We start from the raw sequence: 15871 nt of genomic DNA, 5'->3' as shown, positions 1-15871 counted from the left end.
CCGTCGTTCGTGACCAACGACGCGGCGCTGATCGAGAACCTTGATCTGAACTTCAAGGTGGTGTACGCGGGCAGCGAGGCGGCGTTGATCAAGGCTGCGCAGCAGGCGACGGCGCAGAAGACGCCGCTGCTGATGTACTTCTATGAGCCGCAGTGGTTGTTCTCGCAGCTGGAGCTGGTGCGGGTGAAGCTGCCGGAGTACACGCAGGGGTGTGACGCCGATCCGAAGAAGGTGGCGTGTGACTATCCGGCGTACGAGCTGGACAAGATCGTGTCCAAGAAGTTCGCCGACACGGGGGGCAAGGCGTACGAGCTGGTGAAGAACTTCCAGTGGACGAACGCCGATCAGAACGCGGTGGCCAACGACATCACCAACAACGGGATGTCGGCGGAGGACGCGGCGAAGAAGTGGGTTGAGGCCAACCCCGACAAGTGGAAGGCGTGGCTGCCGAAGTGAGCGGTGGCCGGAACATGTACGACTTCGTCATCGTCGGCGGCGGCTCCGCCGGGTCGGCCTTGGCGGAGAGGTTGACCGAGAATCCGGACGTCCGGGTTCTCGTGCTGGAGGCGGGGCGTCCCGACTACCTGTGGGACGTGTTCATCCACATGCCGGCCGCGCTGATGTTCCCCATCGGCAGCCGGTTCTACGACTGGAAGTACGAGACCGAGCCCGAGCCCCACATGAAGGGCCGGCGCATCTACCACGCCCGGGGCAAGGTGCTCGGCGGGTCGAGCAGCATCAACGGCATGATCTTCCAGCGCGGCAACCCGATGGACTACCAGCGGTGGGCCGCCGACGCCGGGATGCGGAACTGGGACTACGCGCACTGCCTGCCGTACTTCAAGAAGATGGAGAACTGCACCGGGCCGGTGTCGGAGCGGGACGCGCCGTTCCGCGGCACGGACGGGCCGCTGGTGCTGGAGCGCGGCCCCGCCGAGGGGCCGCTGTTCGACGCGTTCTTCGCGGCGGTGCAGGAGGCCGGGCACGCGCTGACCGACGACGTGAACGGCTACCGGCAGGAGGGGTTCTCCACCTTCGACCGGAACATCCGGCGCGGGCGGCGGCTCAGCGCGGCCCGCGCGTACCTGTATCCCGCCATGCGGCGGCGCAACCTCACCGTGCGCACGCGGGCCTTCGTCAGCCGGATCGTCTTCGACGGGAACCGGGCGATCGGGGTCGAGTGCGACGGCGAGGTCGTCAAGGCGGGCGAGGTGATCCTGTGCGCGGGCGCGATCAGCTCGCCGCACCTGCTCCAGCTCTCCGGCGTGGGCGACGAGCGGGACCTGAAGGATCACAACATCCGGATCGTCCAGCACCTGCCGGGCGTCGGGCAGAACCTGCAGGATCATCTGGAGGTGTACGTCCAGCACGCGTGCACCAAGCCGGTGTCGATGGCCCCGAATCTGGCCATGTGGCGGCGGCCGTTCATCGGGGCGCGGTGGCTGTTCGGCCGGTCGGGGCCGGGCTCGACGAATCACTTTGAAGCGGGGGGATTTATCCGCTCAAATGATGATGTCACCTACCCGAACCTGATGTTCCACTTCCTGCCGATCGCCGTGCGGTACGACGGCTCGGCGCCGACCCAGGGCCACGGGTACCAGGTCCACATCGGGCCCATGTACTCCGACGCCCGCGGCTCGGTGAAGCTCAAGTCGGCCGACCCCCGGGTCAAGCCGGCGCTGCGCTTCAACTACCTGTCCACCGCGCAGGACCGCCGCGAGTGGGTCGAGGCGATCCGGCACACCCGCCACATCATGAGCCAACCGGCCTTCGCCGAGCTCAACGGCGGCGAGATCTCCCCCGGCCCGGAGGTGCGGACCGACGAGGAGATCCTCGACTGGGTCGCCCGTGACGCCGAGACCGCTCTGCACCCCTCGTGCACCTGCCGCATGGGCGTGGACGAGTTGTCCGTGCTCGACCCGGCCACGATGGGCGTGTACGGCGTCGAGGGCGTGCGGGTGGTGGACGCCTCGGCGATGCCGTACATCACCAACGGCAACATCTACGCGCCGACGATGATGCTGGCCGAGAAGGCGGCCGACCTCATCCTCGGCAACACGCCGCTGGAACCGGAGTACGTCGAGTTCTACCGGCACACTCCGGACGGGAACTGACCGTCGTGGCCGCCCGCACCGGGCGGCCACGACCACCCCGGCTCGCGACGGCGGCCGGATCGGCCCGGCCCGCGCGATCTTCTCATGGATCTGCCGAGGAGTTCGCCGACGCCGAGGGCACGGTGGCGGCCCGGGCCGGCGCTAGATCTCGCAGCCCGTCTCGATGTCGGCCAGGCACAGGTCGCTTCCGGCGCCGCCGTCGGCCTGGTCGGTGCCTTCGCCGCCGATGATCACGTCAGGGCCGCCGCGCCCCTCGATGGTGTCGTCGCCGGCGCCGCCGACGACCACGTCCCTGGCCGAGCCGCCGATGTAGGTGTCGTCGCCGGGGCCGAGGGTGGCGGCCGTGGTGAGGGCGGTGTCGTTACGCACGGCGTCGTCGCCCCCCGCGGTGATGATGGCGATGCCGGTGATGCCGGTGCCGGAGCAGCGGACCTTGTGGGCGGTCACGGTCCGGCAGCCGACGCCGGGGACGAGCGTGTCGGCGGTGTTGGTGACGGTGAACCGGCCGGAGGAGTCGACGCTGATGGTCAGGTCGTCGGACGCGCTGCCCGACTCGATGTTCAGCACGTTCTCGGCCGCGCTGACGCTCGTGACGGCGTACGCGGGGACGGCGGTGGCCAGCAACGGCACCGTGGCCAGCGCGCCCGCCGCCGAGACCCGCAGGGCGAACCGGTGGACGCCGCGCCAGCCGGTGCGCGGTGAACGCTCGCCGACTTTCCTGCCTGCACGCATGAAGCCCTCCTGACTTTCCTGTCTGATCGCGCTTCGCCGCGATGGAGCACCGCCGAGCGCGTCGCCTTCCGCGACTATGACAGGGGGCGGCAGGCCGGGCGCATTGTCCGGGCCGGGGGCCTGACCAGCGTTTTAACGCGTCATGTAGCCGTCGTCGACGTACGGCGTGGTCCGGGTGGCGAAGGGGGGACCGCCGCTTGTCGCCCGTTTGACGGCCGGTCGGAGGCGTCGGCCATTGCCGCCCGGCGTACCGGAATCCGGAAAAGGCCCGGGGCCCGCGGCCACCGCCCGAGCGGCGGGCCGCAGGCCCCGGGGGAGACGAACGAGCGCTAGAACCAGCCGCGACGGCGGGCCATGGCCTCCAGACCGGCGCGCAGGGACTGCTCGACCGAGCCCGGATGCTCGCCGTAGCGGACCTGGAAGCGGTTGTACACGTCGTGGCTGGAGGTGAGGAAGCCGCCGCGGGTGTCGGCCTCCAGGACCACGTCCATCGACGACGGCCCCGCGATGAAGGTCAGCTCAAGCTCGTTGAAGTAACGACGCCACTCCGGGCCCGCGTAGTACTCGATCTCCTGATAGAAGGGCATGTGGGAGCCGCGCAGCGTGCCCGCCTCAAGGTCGGCGCGCTTGAAGCCGAAGCCCATGCGGTCGAGCGCGGCGAGCAGGTACTCCTGCTCCGGCAGCGGGTTGACGTACAGCGGGTCGAGGTCGCCCTTGTCGAGCGCGCCGGCCAGCGCCAGCTCGGTGGCGACGCCGAGCCGCATGCCCGGCAGCGGCCGACCGGCGATGGCGCTCACCGGCGTCTCCCACGGCACCGGGATCGCGAACGGCAGCGAATGCGACTGCCCGGCCCCGAGATGGAACGGTCCCGACACCTGGGAGCGCAGGAAGCTGAAGGTACGGTGGCCCTCGCTGTCGCCGTACTCGACCTCGACGACGGCGGTGAAGTCGATGGTGATGGCGTCCACCCTGTGGTCGGAGGATCCGCCCTTGAAACGGACCTCTCCCTGCAGGGTCTCGCCCGGGCGCACCTGGGGGTTACGCAGCACGGTGTCGACCTCGACACCCGCGCCGAAAGCGGCCATCAGCTTACGGAACACGATCTCTCCTCGCGACGATTCACTGTGCGAACGCGCGGCGCCGGACCCGGGTTCCCGGCCCTGCCGCCATCAGCCCGGTCGGTGACGATGGTGGAGGAACCAACTGGCGAGGATCACAGGAAACGAGATGGCGACGGCAACGAGCGCGCATGTTACCAGTGACCACGGCGCCAGGTAAGAGACCGAGATGAACGTCAGGGGAGGCAGCGCCGACAGCGATGCCAGCGGGTGAGCCCGGGAGAAGGCCACCTTGCGATCCCAGGCGAGCGTGCCCACCGCGAGCATGCCCCACACCAGCCCGGTCAGCACGGCCATGCCGAGCCCCCGCGTCTCCGCCAGCCCCCACGTGACCAACGCCGCCAGCGGCACCATCAGCGCCCGCAGCCACAGCGGCGGCTTGACCACCCTGGCCCCCCTGGGTGCCGCCGTGCCGTCCGCGGCCGGGCTTCCTTGTCTTTCCATGCCGTTCATTCGCGGCCTCTTCTCCCCGTTCGCGTCCCCGTCTTCTGGCGGGGATCACCTGCTTGGGAGGGCGTGACATTCCGTTCCACTCCGGTACTCGGCGCGCGGGCGGCCGTGCCGCGCGTACCGCACCGCGGCCGAGGGGTTTGGTGAGAAGAACGCCACGTCGAATTAACGTCGGCCGACTTATCGGGAAACGTCCCCTTTCTACCTTCAGGGCATGGATACGGGGCTGTATACAACGTCGGACACGACACCGGACACACCGGTGAAGCTGCGGCGTGACCAGGTGTACGGGGAGTTGCGCCGCAGGCTCATGCTGGGCGAGTTCGCGATCCGGACGCGCCTGGTGGAGGAGCGGGTCGCCGCCCTGCTCGGCGTCTCCCGCACGCCCGTGCGCGAGGCGATGGTCCGCCTGCTCGCCGACGGCCTGGTCGAGCGCGGCCCCGACGGCGGCTACTACGTGGCCCAGCCCGACCTGTCCGACCTCCGTGACCTGTACGAACTGCGCATCACCCTCGAACTGCGCGGCATCAGCCGCGCGCTCGACGCCAACGTCCGAGGGCACGACCCCGCCATCCTGGAGCCGCTGCGCGACCAGTGGCGGGCGCTGCGCGACGACCAGCCCGAGCCCGACCCCCAATTCGTGCTGATGGACGAGGACTTCCACGTCACGATGAGCCGCGCCTCCGGAAACGCGGTCCTCACCAGCACGCTGGCGTCCGTGAACGCGCGCATCCGCCAGGTGCGCATGTACGACTTCCTCACCGCCGACCGCATCACCCTGACGATCCTGCAGCACCTGGAGATCGTCGAGGAGGTCCTGGCGGGCCGCCTCACCGAGGCGCTGACCGCGATGCAGCGGCACGTGGGGGAGTCGATGGACGTCGTGGAGCGGCGCGCCGCCCACGCGATCACCCAGATGGCCCTCAACCGAGGCAGGCGCCATGACCCTGACCGAAACCGCCACCCCTGAGATCACCGAGAAACCCCTGCTCGCCGTGCGCGGGCTCACCCGCCGCTTCGGCGAGGTCCTCGCCAACGACGCCGTCGACTTCGACGTGCGGGCCGGCGAGGTGCACGCCCTCGTCGGCGAGAACGGCGCCGGCAAGAGCACCCTGCTCAAGCTCGTGTACGGTCTGCACCGCCCGGACGCCGGCGAGGTCCACGTCGCCGGCGAGCCGGTGCGCATGACCGGCCCCGCCCAGGCCCGCCGCCTCGGCATCGGCATGGTCTTCCAGGACCTGCGCCTCGTCCCCGCCCTCACCGTCGCCGAGAACGTCGCCCTCGCCCTGCCCGGCCGCCCCCGCCTGGAGCGGCTCACCCGCCGCATCGCCGAGGCCGCCGCCGAGCACGGCCTCGCCGTCGATCCGCGCGCCCGCGTCGCCCACCTGTCGATCGGCGAGCGGCAGCGCGTCGAGATCCTCAAGGTGCTGATGACCGGCTCGCGCGTGGTGATCCTCGACGAGCCGACCAGCGTGCTCGCCCCGCAGGAGGTCGGCGCCCTGTTCGAGGTGATCGGCCGCCTCGCCGCGAACGGCTACGGCGTCGTCATCGTCACCCACAAGCTGAACGAGGTGCGCGCCATCGCCGACCGGGTGACCGTGCTGCGCGGCGGCCGGGTCGTGCTCGGCGGCGTGGACCCGGCCGACTACGGCGACGCCGAGCTCATCGAGGCCATGGTGGGCCGGGCCGTACCGCCGCTGGCGGGCGAGCGGCCCGAGCCGCCCGAGGGGGATCATCCGCCCGCGCTGCGCCTCGCCGGGGTCGGCGCGTACGGCGACAGCGGCGTGCTGCGCCTGCGCGACGTCGATCTGGAGGTACGGCCCGGCGAGATCGTCGGCGTGGCCGGGGTCGCGGGCAGCGGCCAGCGGGAGCTGTGCGAGGTCGCCTGCGGCCTGCGCCCGGTCGCGTCCGGCACGGTCACGGTGGCGGGCGGGGATCCGCTGCGCGCCGGAGTCGCCGAGGTCCCCGAGGACCCGATCGCGGACGCCGTCGTCGCGGGCCTCGACGTCACCGAGCACATCGCCCTCGGCCTGCCGCAGATCCCGCGCCGCCGCCTCAACGTCGACTGGCGCCGCGTCGCCGCGGTCCGCGACGCGCTGAACGAACGCGTCGGCTTGCGCATGGCGCCGCCGCACCGCCGGGTGGCCGAGCTGTCCGGCGGCAACATCCAGCGCGTCATGCTCACCCGGGCGCTCGGCCGCGAGGACACCGCCCTGGTCGTCGCCGCCTACCCCAGCCGCGGGCTCGATGTCGCCACCACCCGCCGTACCCAGGAACTCCTGCTCGAACGCCGCAACGCCGGCGCGGGCGTGCTGGTCGTCTCCGAGGACCTCGACGAGCTGATGGCGGTCAGCGACCGCATCGCCGTCATGTACGACGGCCGCGTCGCGGGAATCGTCCGCGCCGACGCCGCCGACCGGCAGCAGCTCGGCCGCCTCATGCTCGGAGGGGCGGCATGAGCGCCCCGACCCCGGACGGCACCGTCTCCAGCGCCGTCGGCTCCGCGAACGGGGCCACCGAGGGCACAGCGGTCGAGAACGCGGCGACCGGCAGCGCGACGGTCACGAAGACGGCGACCGACCGTCCCGCGGCCTTGAACGCGGGAGCGAGGTCATTGCCCGCCATATCGGCCTCGTCCACCGTGCTGAGCACGGTCGGTCGATGGGCCGCGGCGATCGCCGGAGCGCTGGTGATCTTCAGTGCGCTCGTGCTCGTCAAGGGCGCCGACCCGATCGCGACGCTCGCCGACATGGTCGTGTCGATCCTCATCCCGGCGAGCATCGAGCAGATCGCGATCAAGGCAGCGCCGCTGATCCTCGCCGCGATGGCCGTGGTGCTCCCGGCCCGCGCCGGGCTCGCCAACGTCGGCGGCGAGGGCCAGATCATCATCGGCGCGGTGTGCGCCGCCGGGGTCGGCCTCGCCATCGACTCGGCCGGGCCGATCGCCCTGGTGGCGATGCTCGCGGCCGGGGCGCTCGGTGGGGCGCTGTGGGCCGGGATCGCGGCGGTGATGCGGCTCACCGTCGGCGTCAACGAGGCCGTCACGACGCTGCTGCTCAACTACGTCGCGCTCGACGTGATGCTCTACCTGATCTACGAGCCGTGGAAGGACCCGAACGGGTCCGGCCAGCCCGCCACCCGGCCGCTGGAGGTCGCGGCCCGGCTGCCGCTGATCGGCACCACGGCCGTGCACGTCGGCATCGTGATCGCGCTGGTCGCGGCGCTCGTCGTCTGGCTGGTGCTGCGCGGCACCGCGTTCGGGTTCCGGCTCGGCGTGACCGGCGGCAACCCGGAGGCGGCCCGCCGGGCCAGGCTGCCGGTGGCGCGGCTGCTGCTCATCGCGATGCTGCTCGGCGGCGCGCTCGCCGGGCTCGCCGGGGTCGTGCACCTGGCCGGGGTCGAGTTCAAGCTGCGCCCCGGGCTGACCGCCAACATCGGCTACATCGCCTTCCTCGCCGCCTGGCTGGCGCGGCACCGCCCGCTCCCGGCCGTCGGTGGAGCGTTCCTGCTCGCCGCGATCGTCGTCGGCGGCGACAGCCTCCAGCTCGACAGCGGCCTGCCCGCCGCGACCGTGAACGTGCTGATGGGGCTGGTGCTGCTGGCCGTACTCGGATGGACCTCAAGGAGGCCGCGCCATGCTGCTGGTTGACGTTCTCGCGGGCGGAGTGCGCGGCGGGACCGCGATCATGTTCGGCGCCCTCGGGGAGACCGTGTCGGAACGCGCCGGCGTGGTGAACCTCGGCACCGAGGGCTGCATGCTCCTCGGGGCGCTCGGCGGCTACGCGGTCGCCGCCGAGACCGGCAGCCCGTGGCTCGGCCTGCTCGCCGGGGCGGCGGCGGGCGCGCTGCTCGCCACGATCCACGCGCTGCTGGTGGTCTGGCGCGGCGCCGACCAGTTCGCCACCGGTCTGACGCTGATGTTCCTCGGCCTCGGCCTGACCAGCCTGTACGGCGCCGCGTACGTCGGCGAGGCCGCCCCCGGCTTCGCCCCCGTCCCGGTGCCGGTGCTCGCGGACGTCCCCGTCGTCGGCGAGGTGCTGTTCCAGCACGACCCGGTCACCTACCTGGCCTTCGTCGCGGCCCCCGCCCTGTGGTGGTGGCTGCGCTCCACCAAGGGCGGCCTGCTGCTGCGCACGGCGGGGGAGCGCGCCGACGCCCTGCACGTGCACGGCTACAACCCCGCCCTGATCAGGACCCTGGCGGTGATCGCCGGCGGCGCGCTGGCGGGGATCGGCGGGGCCCAGCTCTCCACGGCCTACGCCCACGCCTGGTTCGAGGGCATGACCGCCGGACGCGGCTTCATCGCCGTCGCCCTGGTCATCTTCGCCGCCTGGCGGCCCCTGCGGGTGATGGCCGGCTCCTACCTGTTCGGGGCGGCGCTCGCGCTCGCCCCGGCGCTCCAGGCGCGCGGCTACGCGCTCAACCAGTTCGCCCTCGACGTCCTGCCCTTCGTGATCACGCTCGTGATCCTCGCCGTCCTCGGCAAGCGCACGCTGCGCGCCGCGCCCGAGGAACTGCGCCGAGTTTTCCAGTCCGCACCATCCCGGTAGGAGACCCCCACATGCGTAAGCTCGTCATCATCGGCGCGGCGGCGCTGCTCGCCGCCGCCTGCTCGGCCAACACCGCCGGAACCACCCAGGCGGATCCGTCCGGGCCCGGAGCGGCCTCCGCCGCCCCCGGCAAGGACGCCACCGCGGTCGGCTTCATCTTCGTCGGCCCCAAGGACGACTACGGCTACAACCAGGCCGCGTACCAGGGCAGCCAGGAGGTCGCCAAGGCGTTCCCCGATGTCAAGGTGCTCACCGCCGAGAACGTTCCCGAGGACGACAACGCCGCCCGCGTGATGAACTCGATGATCGCCAAGGGCGCGAAGATCATCTTCGCCACCTCGTACGGCCACCTCGACGCGGCGCTGAAGGTCGCCGCCGAGCACCCGGACGTCGCGGTCGTGCAGCAGGGCAACCTGATCACCGGCACGCCGCCGAAGAACGCCGGAACGTTCTTCGGCACCGTGTACGAGCCCGTCTACCTGGCCGGGATCGCCGCAGGCAAGGCCACCAAGACCAACAAGCTCGGCTATGTGTACGCCTTCCCCATCAGCCAGACCCTCGACAACATCGACGCCTTCCAGCTCGGGGCGCGCTCGGTGAACCCGAAGGTCCAGACGTACACGGTGAACACCTCCTCCTGGTGCGACCCGGCCAAGCAGGCCGAGGCCGTCGCGAACCTGCTCAAGCAGGGCGTGGACGTGATCAGCCAGCACCAGGACTGCACCGCCACCGTCATCAAGGCCACCGAGGCGGCCGGCAAGTACACCGTCGGCTACCACGCCGACGCCTCGTCCATCGCCCCCAAGGGCTGGCTCACCGGCTCGCAGTGGAACTGGGGGCCGCTCTACACCGACATCGTCAAGACCGCGCGCTCGGGCGGCTTCACCGGCTCCAAGTACAACGGCAACTTCCGGGTCGGCTACAAGACCGGCGAGAACCCCTTCGTCCAGTCCCCGTACGGCCCCGCCGTCGACGACGAGACCAAGGCCCAGATCGAGAAGGCCCGCGAGGAGCTCACCAAGAGCTCGCCGTTCGCCGGTCCCGTGCTCGACCAGAAGGGCGAGGTCCGCATCCCCGAGGGGACCATCCCCGACTACGAGACCATCGAGAAGATCGACTACTTCGTCGACGGCGTCGTCGGCACCCTTCCCAAGTCATGACGCTCGTAGCCGGAACCACGCCCTATCCGTGGCCCTGGGACGGCGGGCTCGACCCCGCGCGGCTGGCCCTGCTCGCCGTGAGCTGCCCCGGGGGACCGGCGGAGGAGGACGATATCGCCCAGCGGATCGCCCTCCTCGCCGGGATCGTCCGCCGCGCGGGCGGCCTGGTCCTCGCGATCGAGGTCCAGGCCCCCGCCGCGGCCCGCCTCCGGCGGCCGAAGCCCGCCGCCGTTCCACGTCCGCCGTCCCCCGAGCCCGGGGACCGGGCCACCGCGTCGGCGCGATTCCCGCTTCGGCCGGATCATGTGCTGCGGGCCGCCGGATGGAGCGGCTTCCACGGCACCGGCCTCGACGCGGTGCTGCGCGCCGAGCGCCGCGACCTGCTGCTGCTGACCGGCTGCTGCCTGGAGATCGGGGTGCACTCCACGATGCGGGCGGCCAACGACCGGGGCTACGAGTGCCTGCTCGTCGCCGACGCCTGCGCGAGCACCGATCCCGGCCTCACGGCGAACGCGCTGTCCACGATCGAGATGTCGGGCGGGATCTTCGGGGCGGTCGGCGACGGGACGGCCGTCGCCGAGGCCCTCCTGCCCCTGGTGACCGAGAGGACAATGTCATGACATTTCCGATAGTTGACGCCGAGCCGTACGGCTGGCCGTACAACGGCACGATCGACCCCGCGACGACGGCGCTGATCTGCATCGACTGGCAGGTCGACTTCTGCGGCCCCGGTGGCTACGTCGACATGATGGGCTACGACCTGTCCCTCACCCGCGCGGGCCTGGAGCCCACCGCCGCCGTCCTCGCGGCCGTCCGCGAACGCGGCTTCACGGTCATCCACACCCGCGAGGGCCACCGCCCCGACCTGTCCGACTGCCCGCCCAACAAGCTGTGGCGCTCCCGGCGCATCGGCGCGGGCATCGGCGACACCGGCCCGTGCGGACGCATCCTGGTCCGCGGCGAGCTCGGCTGGGAGATCGTCCCCGAGGTCGCCCCGATCGACGGCGAAATGATCATCGACAAGCCGGGCAAGGGCGCCTTCTACGCCACCGACCTGGACCTGCTGCTGCGCACCCGCGGCATCACCCACCTCATCCTGACCGGCATCACCACCGACGTGTGCGTGCACACCACGATGCGCGAGGCGAACGACCGCGGCTACGAGTGCCTGCTGCTCACCGACTGCACCGGGGCCACCGACAAGGGCAACTACGAGGCGGCGCTGAAGATGGTGACGATGCAGGGCGGCGTCTTCGGCGCGATCGCGCCCTCGTCGGCGCTGCTGAAGGCGCTGGGGGCGGGAGCGTGACGCGGCACATCATGCGAAAGCCCCTGCGCGACACCACATCGGTCACCGGCACCACGCGGAAGGTCATGGGGGACGGCGACGGAGACGAGGCGGAGCACGGCGGCGGCGTCGACCCGGCCGAGGCGCGGGAACGCGCGGCGGCCGGGGTCGCCGAGACCTACCGGAGGATCAAGGAACGCGGCGACGACGGCGTGTGGATCACGCTGCGCCCGGAGGAGGACGTGCTCGCCGACCTGGACCGGCTCGACCCCGGCGGGCCGCTGTACGGCATGACGTTCGCCGTCAAGGACAACATCGACGTGGCCGGGCTGCCCACCACGGCCGCCTGCCCCGGCTACGCCTACCATCCGAAACGCACCGCGCCGCTGGTGAAGCGGCTGCTCGCGGCCGGCGCGCTGCTGGTCGGCAAGACCAACCTCGACCAGTTCGCCACCGGTCTATCGGGCACGCGCAGCCCGTACGGCGCGTGCGAGTCGCCGCTCGCGCCCGGCCTGATCGCCGGGGGGTCGAGCTCGGGGTCGGCGGTCGCGGTCGCCGCCGGCCTCGTCGACTTCGCCATCGGCACCGACACGGCGGGCTCGGGCCGGGTGCCCGCCGCGATGACCGGGACGGTCGGCCTCAAGCCGTCCCGCGGCCTGGTGCCGACCACCGGGACGGTGCCCGCGTGCGCCTCCCTCGACTGCCCGAGCGTCTTCGCCCGCACGGTCGCCGCCGGGTCGGCCGCGCTCACCGTCATGGCGGGGCCGTACCAGGACGACCCGTGGTCCCGCGACCTGCCCTCACCGGCCCCGGTCGCTCCCGGCCGTGGCCTGCGCGTCGCCGTGCCCGAGCACCCGGACTTCCTCGGCGACCAGGGCACCGAGGCGGGCTTCGCCGAGGCCGTCGCGCGCCTGCGCGGCCTCGGCCACGAGATCGTCCCGATCGACCTGGGCCCCTTCCTCGCCGCCGGACGCCTCCTCTACGAGGGTCCCTGGCTCGCCGAGCGCATCGCCGCCGTCGGCGACTTCCTCGCCGCCCACCCCGACCAGGTGCACCCGGTCACCCGCCGCGTCCTCGAACCGGGCACCCGCATCACCGGCGCGGACGTCTTCCGCGGCCTGCACCGCCTCGTCGAGCTGCGCGCCGAGACCGCCCGCGTCTTGCGCGACGTCGACGTGCTCGCCGTGCCGACCGTCCCCACCACCTACACCCGGGCCGAGATGGCCGCCGACCCGATCGTCCGCAACGCCCACCTCGGCCGCTACACCAATTTCTGCAACCTGCTGGACCTGGCGGCGGTCGCCGTCCCCGCCGGCACGACCCCCGCGGGCAGGCCGCACGGCGTCACGCTGATGGCCCCCGCGGGCACCGACGGCCTGCTCGCGGGCCTCGCCGCCGCCTTCCTCGCCGAGCCCGCCCCACCCGACCCGGCCGACCTCACCCTCCTCGCCGTCGTCGGGGCGCACCGCACCGGGCACCCCCTGCACCCGCAGCTCGCCGCCCTGGGCGCGGTACGGCACGGCCTCGCCCACACCGCCCCCGCCTACCGCCTGCACGACCTCGGCGACCGGCCCGGCATGGTCAGAGTCGAGCCCGGCGCCCCGATCGAGGTCGAACTCCACCGCATGACGCCCGAGGCCCTGGGCCGCCTCCTGGTCAGCATCCCGCCGCCGCTCGGGCTCGGCACCGTCGAACTCGACGACGGCCGCAACGTCCACGGCTTCCTCTGCGAGCCGTACGCCCTCGCCGGAACCCCGGATATCACCGCCCACCGGAGCTGGCCCGCCTACCTCGCCTCCCGCGGGTGACGCGGGGCCGTCGTGGCGTGGGTCGTCGTGGCGCGGACGCACACGCCCGCGCCACGACGGCCGCCGGGGACCGCCTGCTCGGCGAGGCTCAGGCGCGGCCACCGGAGACCAGCTCACGACCATGCTGGTCCCGATGGTGCGGCGGACAGGCGAACCGATTCTTGAGTGGTCGGTACGTAACTTGCCCGCATTCCGCAGCGTAAGGACCCGATGGGGATGCCCGGCGCGGGTGGCGGTCGGCAGGTCCGGCGCCACCCGGGCGGTGGGGATTCCCGGTCGATGACTTTGGCGCGTATCCGCAGGCGGGGTCAGCGGTCGATGCGGCCGATGCCGCCCATCATCGGGATGCCGGCCAGGAAGGAGCGATCGTCGATGGACACGACCCGGTCATCGGGGTAGGCGCGTCGCCGTGCCGCCGCGTCGCCGATGCTCCAGTCGGCGAAGTGGGCCAGGCCGGGGCCCACCATGGTGAGCCCGTCGAAGAAGCGGGCGATCTCCGCACGGCTGCGCACGACGGCCGAGGAGCTGGACCTGCGGTATACCTTCCGGACCTCCTCGACGTCGTCCCGTCCCTCTTGGGCCAGGCCGTGCGAGATCACCAGGTACGAGCCCGAGGGCAGCCCGTCGCACAGGTGCCTGACGCTCGCCAGCGCCGTGTCGAAATCTTCGATGAAGTGCAGGACCGCCACCATGAGCAGGCCCACCGGCCGGGAGAGGTCCAGGTGCCCGCGCAGCGTGGCGTCGTTCAGGATGGCCTGCGGGTCGCGCAGGTCGGCCTCGATGACGGCGGTGTTGCCGTCGGTCGCCAGCAACGCGTCCGCGTGCACCCGGACCAGCGGGTCGTTGTCCACGTAGACGACGCGGGCGTCCGCGGCGATCTCCTGGGCCACTTCGTGCACGTTCTGCTGGGTGGGCAGCCCGGAGCCGATGTCGATGAACTGGCGGATGCCCGCCTCCCCGGCCAGCCACCGCACCGCGTCGATCAGGAACCGCCGGTTGGCCCGCGCGCCCAGTCGCGTTTGCGGGAACATCGCGATGACCTGCTCGGCGGCTTCGCGATCGGCCGCGTAGTTGTTCTTGCCGCCGAGAAAGTAGTCGTACATGCGGGCGACGTGCGGCTTGGAGATGTCGATGTCCGGCGCGGGAGGCGTCTCCCCATCCGGCGTCGGGCCACCCGGCAGGCTCCCCGCCATCTCGCCCGCGAATCTCGTCGATTCATCACCATCGATGTCGCTGCGGGACACGGCCAGCCTCCAGGTGGGTCGCAGGGTTCTCAGGATCAGTACGGTCGGTGAGCTGGACGATCAGCGGTCGATGCGGGCGATGCCGCACATCAACGCGATGTCGGCCAGCAGGGAGGGGTCGTCGATGGGCATGACCGCGTCGCCGGGGCGCCCGCGACGGTGGAAGTCGGCGTCGCCGAGGCTCCAGTCGGCGACGTGGACCATTCCGGGGCCGATCGGGGTGAGGCGGTCGAAGAAGCGGGCGATCTGCTCGCGGGTGCGGGCGACGATGGGGGTACTGGCCTTGCTGTAGAGCTTGACGGCCGTGTCGATGTCCTCGCGCCCCTCTTCGGTGAGCATATGGGCGATCGCGACGTACGAGCCCGAGGGAAGCGCGTCGCACAGGGTCTTGACGCTGTCGTAGGCGACCTTGTCGTCATGGATGAAATGCAGGACCGCCACCATGAGCAGCGCCACGGGCTGCGAGAAATCGATCAGGTTGCGCACCGCGGGATCGTCGAGGATGCGCTGTGGGTCGCGCAGGTCCGCGTTGATGACGATGGTGCGGTCGTCGGCCGTCAGCAGCGCGTCGGCGTGCACCAGCACCAGGGGATCGTTGTCGACGTAGACGACGCGGGCGTCCTCGGTGATCTCCTGGGCGACCTCGTGCACGTTCTGCTGGGTGGGCAGCCCGGAGCCGATGTCGATGAACTGCCGGATGCCCGCCTCCTGGGCGAGCCACCGGACCGAGTCGATGAGGAACCGCCGGTTGACCCGCGCGCCGAGCAGGGTCTTCGGCAGGGTCTTGAGGAACTGCTCGGCCACCTCGCGGTCGGCCGCGTAGTTGTGCTTGCCGCCGAGCCAATAGTCGTAGATCCGGGCGGCATGGGGCTTGGACGTGTCGATGTCGGGTGCGGGAGCCGTCTCGGTTTCGGTGGTGCGCAGAAACCGGTACGGCTCGCCACCGGCGTCACTTCCTGGCAACGGCCTGCCTCCGGGTGTCGAGGGTTTCTCCGGCGTGAGCCGGATCTTGCCACCATTATGGCCCGAAATATCGGGCTTGTTGATGTAGGTGTTAACTGCCCAAAAGGTGCTTTTCAGGAATTATCTCATCGTGTATCGGGATTCCGTAGTTGTCCATCGTGGGGATCTCGGGTTTGAGGTCGGCGCGGCTGTCGTCGACGGCTCCAGCGCGGATCGCGGCGAACCGGAAGCCGCGGCGCTGGTAGAAACGCAGCGCGTCCACATTGTCATTGGTGGTGATCAGCGAGAGGCGGCCGAGCCCCAGTCCAGAGGCGACTTCTTCGACGGCTGCGATGACGGGCCACCCGGGTGCTGTGATTGCCGGCGAGGAAGGACTCCACCACCGGAAGGTCGGAGCTTTCACGTGGACGTACCTTCATGTCCGGGACCTTAACGAACGAGCCG

At 71.5% G+C, this 15871-nt stretch carries 16 protein-coding genes; 10 read left to right on the top strand and 6 right to left on the bottom strand.

Features of this window, described 5'->3' with window-relative positions; genetic code table 11:
- Together AB0K60_RS12170 and betA are read left to right on the top strand one after the other, a co-directional pair.
- On the top strand, nt 1–456 hold a 456-nt coding region (locus AB0K60_RS12170), incomplete at its 5' end, for a glycine betaine ABC transporter substrate-binding protein (protein WP_364052072.1).
- Nucleotides 453–2114 (top strand): choline dehydrogenase, encoded by a 1662-nt coding sequence (betA, locus tag AB0K60_RS12165; protein WP_364052069.1) that lies wholly within the window; start codon nt 453–455, stop codon nt 2112–2114. The genes AB0K60_RS12170 and betA, both read left to right, overlap by 4 nt.
- A gap of 141 nt (nt 2115–2255) precedes the next feature.
- Here the strand turns inward: betA and AB0K60_RS12160 are convergent, their stop codons facing one another.
- From AB0K60_RS12160 to AB0K60_RS12150, 3 genes are all read right to left on the bottom strand, one after another.
- Nucleotides 2256–2846: a calcium-binding protein gene (locus tag AB0K60_RS12160; protein ID WP_364052066.1), complete on the bottom strand. Its 591-nt coding sequence runs from the start codon at nt 2844–2846 to the stop codon at nt 2256–2258.
- A gap of 329 nt (nt 2847–3175) precedes the next feature.
- Complete coding sequence (locus AB0K60_RS12155; protein ID WP_364052063.1) at nt 3176–3946, bottom strand: sporulation protein; 771 nt, start codon at nt 3944–3946, stop codon at nt 3176–3178.
- A 69-nt stretch (nt 3947–4015) separates the two neighbouring features.
- Nucleotides 4016–4408, bottom strand: coding sequence for a hypothetical protein (locus tag AB0K60_RS12150; RefSeq protein WP_364052060.1), 393 nt, complete (start codon nt 4406–4408; stop codon nt 4016–4018).
- A 268-nt stretch (nt 4409–4676) separates the two neighbouring features.
- On the opposite strand from AB0K60_RS12150, the gene AB0K60_RS12145 reads away from it, so the two are divergent.
- Genes AB0K60_RS12145 through atzF form a run of 8 tightly spaced genes read left to right on the top strand, consistent with a single transcriptional unit; the run spans nt 4677 to nt 13220 of the window.
- Nucleotides 4677–5384: a GntR family transcriptional regulator gene (locus AB0K60_RS12145; protein WP_364052057.1), complete on the top strand. Its 708-nt coding sequence runs from the start codon at nt 4677–4679 to the stop codon at nt 5382–5384.
- A complete protein-coding gene (locus AB0K60_RS12140) occupies nt 5356–6873 on the top strand; it encodes an ABC transporter ATP-binding protein (protein ID WP_364052054.1) in 1518 nt (505 codons plus the stop codon). The genes AB0K60_RS12145 and AB0K60_RS12140 overlap by 29 nt, the downstream gene beginning before the upstream one ends.
- Nucleotides 6870–8063: an ABC transporter permease gene (locus tag AB0K60_RS12135; protein ID WP_364052051.1), complete on the top strand. Its 1194-nt coding sequence runs from the start codon at nt 6870–6872 to the stop codon at nt 8061–8063. Before AB0K60_RS12140 ends, AB0K60_RS12135 begins: the two co-directional genes overlap by 4 nt.
- Nucleotides 8050–8964: an ABC transporter permease gene (locus AB0K60_RS12130; RefSeq protein ID WP_364052048.1), complete on the top strand. Its 915-nt coding sequence runs from the start codon at nt 8050–8052 to the stop codon at nt 8962–8964. Before AB0K60_RS12135 ends, AB0K60_RS12130 begins: the two co-directional genes overlap by 14 nt.
- Before the next feature lie 11 nt (nt 8965–8975).
- Nucleotides 8976–10124, top strand: coding sequence for a BMP family ABC transporter substrate-binding protein (locus AB0K60_RS12125; protein ID WP_364052045.1), 1149 nt, complete (start codon nt 8976–8978; stop codon nt 10122–10124).
- Entirely contained in the window at nt 10121–10744 is a 624-nt protein-coding gene (locus AB0K60_RS12120; RefSeq protein WP_364052042.1) for an isochorismatase family cysteine hydrolase, read from the top strand. The genes AB0K60_RS12125 and AB0K60_RS12120 overlap by 4 nt, the downstream gene beginning before the upstream one ends.
- On the top strand, nt 10741–11433 hold the full coding sequence (locus tag AB0K60_RS12115; RefSeq protein WP_364052039.1) for an isochorismatase family cysteine hydrolase: 693 nt from the start codon (nt 10741–10743) through the stop codon (nt 11431–11433). The genes AB0K60_RS12120 and AB0K60_RS12115 overlap by 4 nt, the downstream gene beginning before the upstream one ends.
- An 11-nt stretch (nt 11434–11444) precedes the next feature.
- Entirely contained in the window at nt 11445–13220 is a 1776-nt protein-coding gene (gene atzF / locus AB0K60_RS12110) for an allophanate hydrolase (protein WP_364052036.1), read from the top strand.
- 308 nt (nt 13221–13528) lie between these two features.
- On the opposite strand, the gene AB0K60_RS12105 is transcribed toward atzF, so the two are convergent.
- From AB0K60_RS12105 to AB0K60_RS12095, 3 genes are all read right to left on the bottom strand, one after another.
- Nucleotides 13529–14464 (bottom strand): SAM-dependent methyltransferase, encoded by a 936-nt coding sequence (locus AB0K60_RS12105; protein ID WP_364052033.1) that lies wholly within the window; start codon nt 14462–14464, stop codon nt 13529–13531.
- 60 nt (nt 14465–14524) lie between these two features.
- Nucleotides 14525–15427 carry an SAM-dependent methyltransferase gene (locus tag AB0K60_RS12100; RefSeq protein ID WP_364052030.1) on the bottom strand — a complete coding sequence of 301 codons (903 nt, stop codon included), beginning with the start codon at nt 15425–15427 and terminating at the stop codon, nt 14525–14527.
- Between the two features lie 91 nt (nt 15428–15518).
- Nucleotides 15519–15830, bottom strand: coding sequence for a GNAT family N-acetyltransferase (locus tag AB0K60_RS12095; protein ID WP_364052027.1), 312 nt, complete (start codon nt 15828–15830; stop codon nt 15519–15521).
- Nucleotides 15831–15871: the final 41 nt, after the last annotated feature.

The sequence above is a fragment of the Thermopolyspora sp. NPDC052614 genome (genome assembly GCF_040678635.1).
Classification (GTDB): domain Bacteria; phylum Actinomycetota; class Actinomycetes; order Streptosporangiales; family Streptosporangiaceae; genus Thermopolyspora.
This window is presented reverse-complemented; position numbering and strand designations above follow the sequence as displayed.